This is a genomic window from Psychrobacillus sp., from assembly GCF_056205495.1.
Genome location: NZ_JBAEAP010000415.1, coordinates 1 through 5,830 on the forward strand (window position 1 = coordinate 1; position 5,830 = coordinate 5,830).

Consider the following 5,830-nt stretch of genomic DNA (forward strand, 5'->3'; position numbering starts at 1 on the left):
GGTTTACAGCGTTAATAAAACTTATTCAAACAATTGGACGTTTGGCTCCAACTTAAGTATGTGAACAATCATTGAGTGTAACTGTCCACGGTGATGAAATAGGTGAGCCTGAGAAATATCTATTCCATTTTTTCTTGCTGAATATAATAGTCTATCGCTTGATCAAACCATTTTTGTTCATCTTCTGTAAAAGGAGAAGGTGTCATATTTTCAAGTTCTTGAAAATCAAGTTCTCCTTCTATCTTCGTATCAGCGAATTTTTGCATCAAATCCTCACTAAGAAGTGAAAAATATTCTTCTACATAGTTCTTAATCATTCGTTGTACTTTCGGGTCCTCTACGGGTTTACCATATAATTGTTTCACTTCTTTAGACACTTGATAAATCGTTTTATCTAAAGAGAAATTATCTTCTTCGGATTTCTTTTCTAACTCTTCCACGACATCCACGACATCCGTTAACATATGGCGAACCATCCATTCTTTTTGTATATGTTCAACACGCATACTGTGAATAAGGTTAAGTATTAAGTTACTATCCACTGTTCCCTCTTCCTCAATTAACCTAATTACTCTATTAATAGATTTCATTGACTGTTCGATTTGTTTTTTCTCTTTTTCTAAAGCTTGAAAATGGAGAGACAAGCTTTCGTTTAAATCAACGGTAAAGCTTGTTTTATTTAATAAATTTTTTATTTCATCCAGACTATATCCTAGGAATTTTAAACTTAGAATTTTTTGTAATATTATAATATCTTGATAATTGTAAATGCGATGCCCTGAAGAAGGATTCTTTTCTGATCGTAATAAACCAATTTCATCATAGTAATGTAAAGTAGGAATAGGTATTCCTGTTTTTTCTGAAAACTCCCCAATGGAAAACTTGTTATTGTTATTCATCAAAATTCCTCCCAACAAAAGTATAAGTTCATTATAAAACCTCAAGTAACTTGAGGTTCAAGGGATAAATTTGAAATTGATATATTGTCCCACTATTCCCGTTAATTCAACAATGCTGTACAATATCAGTTATTGCATAAGATTTTGCATATTACTAATCGTTGTAAATCCACAAAAATCTGGCGAGAACCCAAAAAGGTGGCGCAATTTTTGCATTGATAACGCATTTACATCACAATTTTTTCTAGACTTTATGAACTTAATTCCTTAAAAAACAATACCAAAGTAAAATGAGCCAGGAGAAAAATATCCTAGCTCATTTTTTAAGTCTAATTAAAATTACCTTTACCTTTACCATAGACTTTAATTTCTAAGGTGGCTTTGTCCTAGCCTCTTATTAATATTTATTATATTTTTTTCAAATGATGGATTATTCGTTTGTATATTTTGAGGAATTATAATTCAAATTATACATGTCCTTAGTTTCGTTTAAAGCATTTCTTTAGAACTTCAGTTTCTAGTGGCCAGATAGTTATTACACGATATAACCGATAGATCTCAATACATTATTAATAAAGGAATGGGAGTAAGTAAATATTTCTTCTCTTTCTGGCTCTAAATATAAGTCATGAAAGCAATTCTTCCATTCCTTAAATTGATAATCCGATAACTCTTGTTTTTTCAGCCATACTTTAGCTGCAGTTGTATCCGTAATTTTATCTCTTTCCCCTGTCATCAATAGCAACGGAACATTAGGAATAGATTCATGATATTGACTTACCGTTTTCATCTCATTTTCCAGCTCTTTATACCAGCCATGTGAAATTATTGTTCGATAATAAGGATCATCAACTAGATTTTGATAAGCGCCGTAGTTTCTAGTGAGTTCCTTGAGCTGAATATCATGGTTTATCTTTTGCTGTACGGAGATTTTAGCTAAAGTCTTCGTCCATTTAGATGGAAGCTTGTTTAACTGTAGCCATGGCGATGTCAAGATAACACCTGCATACTGGACCTCTATTTTATGTAACATTTTCATCACAAGGGTTGCTCCAAGACCATGTCCAATGATGAATATAGGAAGATCATAGGAAACTGCCACCTGTACTGCTTGTTTTATGTATTCTTTGTAAAGATCAAAAGATTCATCATGGATGGTTTTAGCTCTCACCAACTCCCCATGTCCAGGTAAATCTCCCATTACTATATGGCAATTAGAGCTTCTCAATTTTTCGATTAACCAAGCATAGCGTCTGTGATGTTCATAGGCACTATGAACAATTATTACTACTGCTTTTGCTTTTTCATCTGATTCCCATTTCCACATGTCCAACATACCTCATTTCTAAAACACTCTCCACGTACTATTTATTTCCTTCTTCCCATTTGTTTGATAGGATTAATTATATTCTAATAAAATAAAGGAGTGTGTCTATTTTGATTTATCCTTACAAAGATAGGAAACCTTCGATCGATGAATCAGTTTATATTGCTGATTATGTCACAATTACAGGGGATGTTACAATCGGACCAGAGACTACAATTTGGTTTAATACGGTAATTAGAGGGGACGTTGCCCCTACTGTGATCGGAAGTAGAGTAAGCATTCAAGATTTAAGCTGCCTACACCAAAGTCCCAATAACCCACTAATCATTGAAGATGAGGTCACTGTCGGCCATCAGGTCACTTTACATAGCTGCACAATACGTAAAGGTGCGTTAATTGGCATGGGTTCCATTATATTAGATGGCGCTGAAATAGGCGAGGGTGCTTTTATTGGAGCAGGAAGCCTCGTACCACAAGGCAAAAAAATTCCACCTAATACGCTTGCTTTTGGAAGTCCAGCAAAGGTTATACGAGAACTAAATGAGGAAGATAAAACAGATGTCCAACGAATTATTCATGAGTATGCTGAAAAAGGACAATACTATAAATCAGTAAAACCAATTTAATAATGCTTAAGAAACTAAAGCATTCTTATATTTTATATAATTAATACCCATTAATCCATTAAGAGTAAACGAACCCAATTATTAATCTCCTTTAAATACACTTAAATCTCAGATAATCTGTATAAAAGTATAAAAAGAACAGAAGGTATTAAGAGATCATTCTCTTAATACCTTCTGTTTTTATAAGAGGCATTCTGTAAAAGAAGTCTCTATTTTATAGACCAGCCTTTTGCTTTAATAGCTCTGCTTTGTCTGTTCTTTCCCATGGTGCATCAATATCTGTACGTCCAAAATGTCCGTAAGCAGCAGTTTGCTTGTAGATTGGGCGACGAAGGTCTAACATTTTAATAATGCCAGCTGGGCGAAGGTCAAATAGCTCACGGATATAAGTTACCAAATCTGCTTCGGAAACTTTACCTGTTTCAAAAGTATCAATAGCAATTGATACAGGCTGTGCTACACCGATCGCATAAGCAAGCTGTACCTCACAACGATCAGCAAGACCAGCAGCAACAATATTCTTTGCCACATAACGAGCTGCATAAGCTGCAGAACGGTCTACTTTTGTTGGATCCTTACCAGAGAAAGCTCCTCCTCCGTGACGAGCATACCCACCGTAAGTATCTACGATAATTTTACGACCTGTCAAACCTGCATCCCCTTGTGGACCACCGATAACAAAGCGACCAGTCGGGTTGATAAAGTATTTTGTTTCGTCTGTTATTAAATTAGTAGGAACTACAGGTTTAATAACATGCTCTTTTAAATCTTTTTGAATTTGTTCTAACGTTACTTCTGGATGATGCTGTGTGGAAATAACAATCGTATCAATATGAACTGGATTGTTATTTTCGTCATATTCTACTGTTACTTGTGTTTTACCATCTGGTCGTAAGTAATCTAATGTTTCATCTTTACGAACCTCAGCTAATCGGCGAGCTAGTTTGTGGGCTAGGCTAATTGGAAGTGGCATAAGCTCTGGTGTTTCATTACAAGCATAGCCAAACATTAAACCTTGGTCCCCAGCTCCGATTGCTTCAATATCAGAATCAGACATTGAACCCTCTCGAGCTTCTAGTGCTTGGTCAACTCCCATAGCGATATCAACCGATTGCTCATCGATAGCTGTAAGAACTGCTGACGTTTCTGAGTCAAAACCATATTTAGCTCGCGTATATCCAATTTCTTGAATAGTAGCTCGCACTACTTTTGGAATGTCTACATAAGTAGAGGTTGTGATTTCTCCAGCAACTAAAACCAAACCTGTAGTAACTGTTGTTTCACAGGCTACACGAGCGTTTGGATCTTCCGTTAAAATCGCATCTAAGATAGCATCTGATATTTGGTCACAAATTTTATCTGGATGACCTTCTGTTACTGATTCCGATGTAAATAATCGTCTTTGTGTCAAAAAAATTCCCTCCTATGTCCTGCGAGATTTCTCTCAGGAATTGATACGGTACTCATTCCCATGTCAAGCCTATAGTAAACTTGAAGCCGTTTCGGACTTGGCACACAAGGATTTAGGGCGATGTAATATAAAAAACCCTCTCACTCACGTAGTTACATGAGGAAAGGGATTAATATCATAAACACCTTTCACTCTTATCAATCAAGGAATTTCACCTTGTATCAGGTTTGGCACCTTTGTAACGTAAGTACAATTACAGGTTGCCGGGTTTCATAGGGCCTGAACCCCTCCACACGCTCGGAATAAGAGTATCCGTTCAATTCACCATCATACGTATATTAGCAAAATAAGTCAACAGGAAAATTTGTTATTTATTCACAATTTCAAAAAAAAATCATTTTTTGAGCTTTAATTAGTGTAGACTATTTAGTTTAATGTGTTATACTATTTCACATATCAACGAAAAATCCTCTTTATGATGTTTCCGTGAAGAGCTAAAAACTTTAATAAAGGATGGTAATACTATATGAATTCAATCGATACTGTGAGCGAACTGAACGAATTGTTAGCTGGTAATAATATTAGCCTGCAATTATCAGTACCACAATTAGTGGAAAAAGCTACGTCAAGAGGAGAAGCAGTACTAACTTCCACTGGAGCTGTTAAAGCAGAGACGGGCAAATATACAGGACGTTCTCCAAAAGACAAGTATATAGTTGAGGAACCTATCTCAAAAGACAAAATCGATTGGGGATCTGTAAACCAACCTATCTCATCTTCGCACTTTGAAGCATTATATTCAAAAGTTATGAACTATTTAAAGGAAAAAAATGAACTATTCGTCTTTAAAGGATACGCGGGTGCAGATAAGGATTCACGTTTAAGCATTCAAGTAATTAACGAATATGCATGGCATAACCTGTTTGCTCATCAATTATTCATTCGTCCTTCTGAAGAGGAGTTAATATCTCATAAAGCAGACTTCACTGTAATTAGTGCACCAAACTTCAAAGCAAATCCTGCTGTTGACGGAACTAATTCAGAAACATTTATCATTGTATCCATGGAAAAACGCATCGTTTTAATCGGTGGTACGGAATACGCTGGAGAAATGAAAAAGTCTATATTCTCTATCATGAACTATTTATTGCCTGAACAAAATATTTTGCCAATGCACTGCTCTGCTAACGTTGGAGAAAAAGGCGATGTAACATTATTCTTCGGTCTATCAGGTACTGGAAAAACTACATTATCTGCTGATGCTGGAAGAAAGCTAATCGGTGATGATGAGCACGGCTGGTCTGATAATGGCGTATTTAATATCGAAGGCGGCTGCTATGCAAAATGTATCGATCTAACAAGAGAAAATGAACCACAAATTTTTGACGCTATCAAATTTGGTACTGTTTTAGAAAACGTAGTTGTAGACCCTACTACTCGTACTGCTGATTATACAGATAGCTCTTTAACTGAAAATACTCGTGCAGCTTATCCAATTCAATATATAGATAATATTGTTGATCCATCTGTTGCTGGTCACCCAAATACAATCATCTTCTTAACTGCA

5 protein-coding genes and 1 riboswitch are annotated in these 5,830 nt (G+C 35.6%); of the genes, 2 read left to right on the forward strand and 3 right to left on the reverse strand.

Annotation, left to right across the window (positions count from 1 at the left end; translation table 11 throughout):
- Positions 1 to 119: 119 nt before the first annotated feature.
- Both AC06OU_RS12185 and AC06OU_RS12190 read right to left on the reverse strand, forming a co-directional pair.
- Entirely contained in the window at positions 120 to 899 is a 780-nt protein-coding gene (locus AC06OU_RS12185) for a MerR family transcriptional regulator (protein ID WP_475856081.1), read from the reverse strand.
- A gap of 535 nt (positions 900 to 1,434) precedes the next feature.
- Entirely contained in the window at positions 1,435 to 2,226 is a 792-nt protein-coding gene (locus tag AC06OU_RS12190; protein ID WP_340882941.1) for an alpha/beta hydrolase, read from the reverse strand.
- A 110-nt stretch (positions 2,227 to 2,336) separates the two neighbouring features.
- Here AC06OU_RS12190 and AC06OU_RS12195 point away from each other — a divergent pair, with 110 nt between their 5' ends.
- Positions 2,337 to 2,852 carry a gamma carbonic anhydrase gene (locus tag AC06OU_RS12195; RefSeq protein WP_475856083.1) on the forward strand — a complete coding sequence of 172 codons (516 nt, stop codon included), beginning with the start codon at positions 2,337 to 2,339 and terminating at the stop codon, positions 2,850 to 2,852.
- A 214-nt stretch (positions 2,853 to 3,066) separates the two neighbouring features.
- Here AC06OU_RS12195 and metK read toward each other — a convergent pair whose 3' ends face one another.
- Positions 3,067 to 4,263 (reverse strand): methionine adenosyltransferase, encoded by a 1,197-nt coding sequence (gene metK, locus AC06OU_RS12200; RefSeq protein WP_169359984.1) that lies wholly within the window; start codon positions 4,261 to 4,263, stop codon positions 3,067 to 3,069.
- A 191-nt stretch (positions 4,264 to 4,454) separates the two neighbouring features.
- Positions 4,455 to 4,572, reverse strand: a riboswitch (SAM riboswitch).
- 217 nt (positions 4,573 to 4,789) lie between these two features.
- Between metK and AC06OU_RS12205 the strand changes: the two genes are divergently transcribed.
- Positions 4,790 to 5,830 (forward strand): phosphoenolpyruvate carboxykinase (ATP) (locus AC06OU_RS12205; protein WP_475856086.1); only part of this gene is annotated, 1,041 nt, incomplete at its 3' end.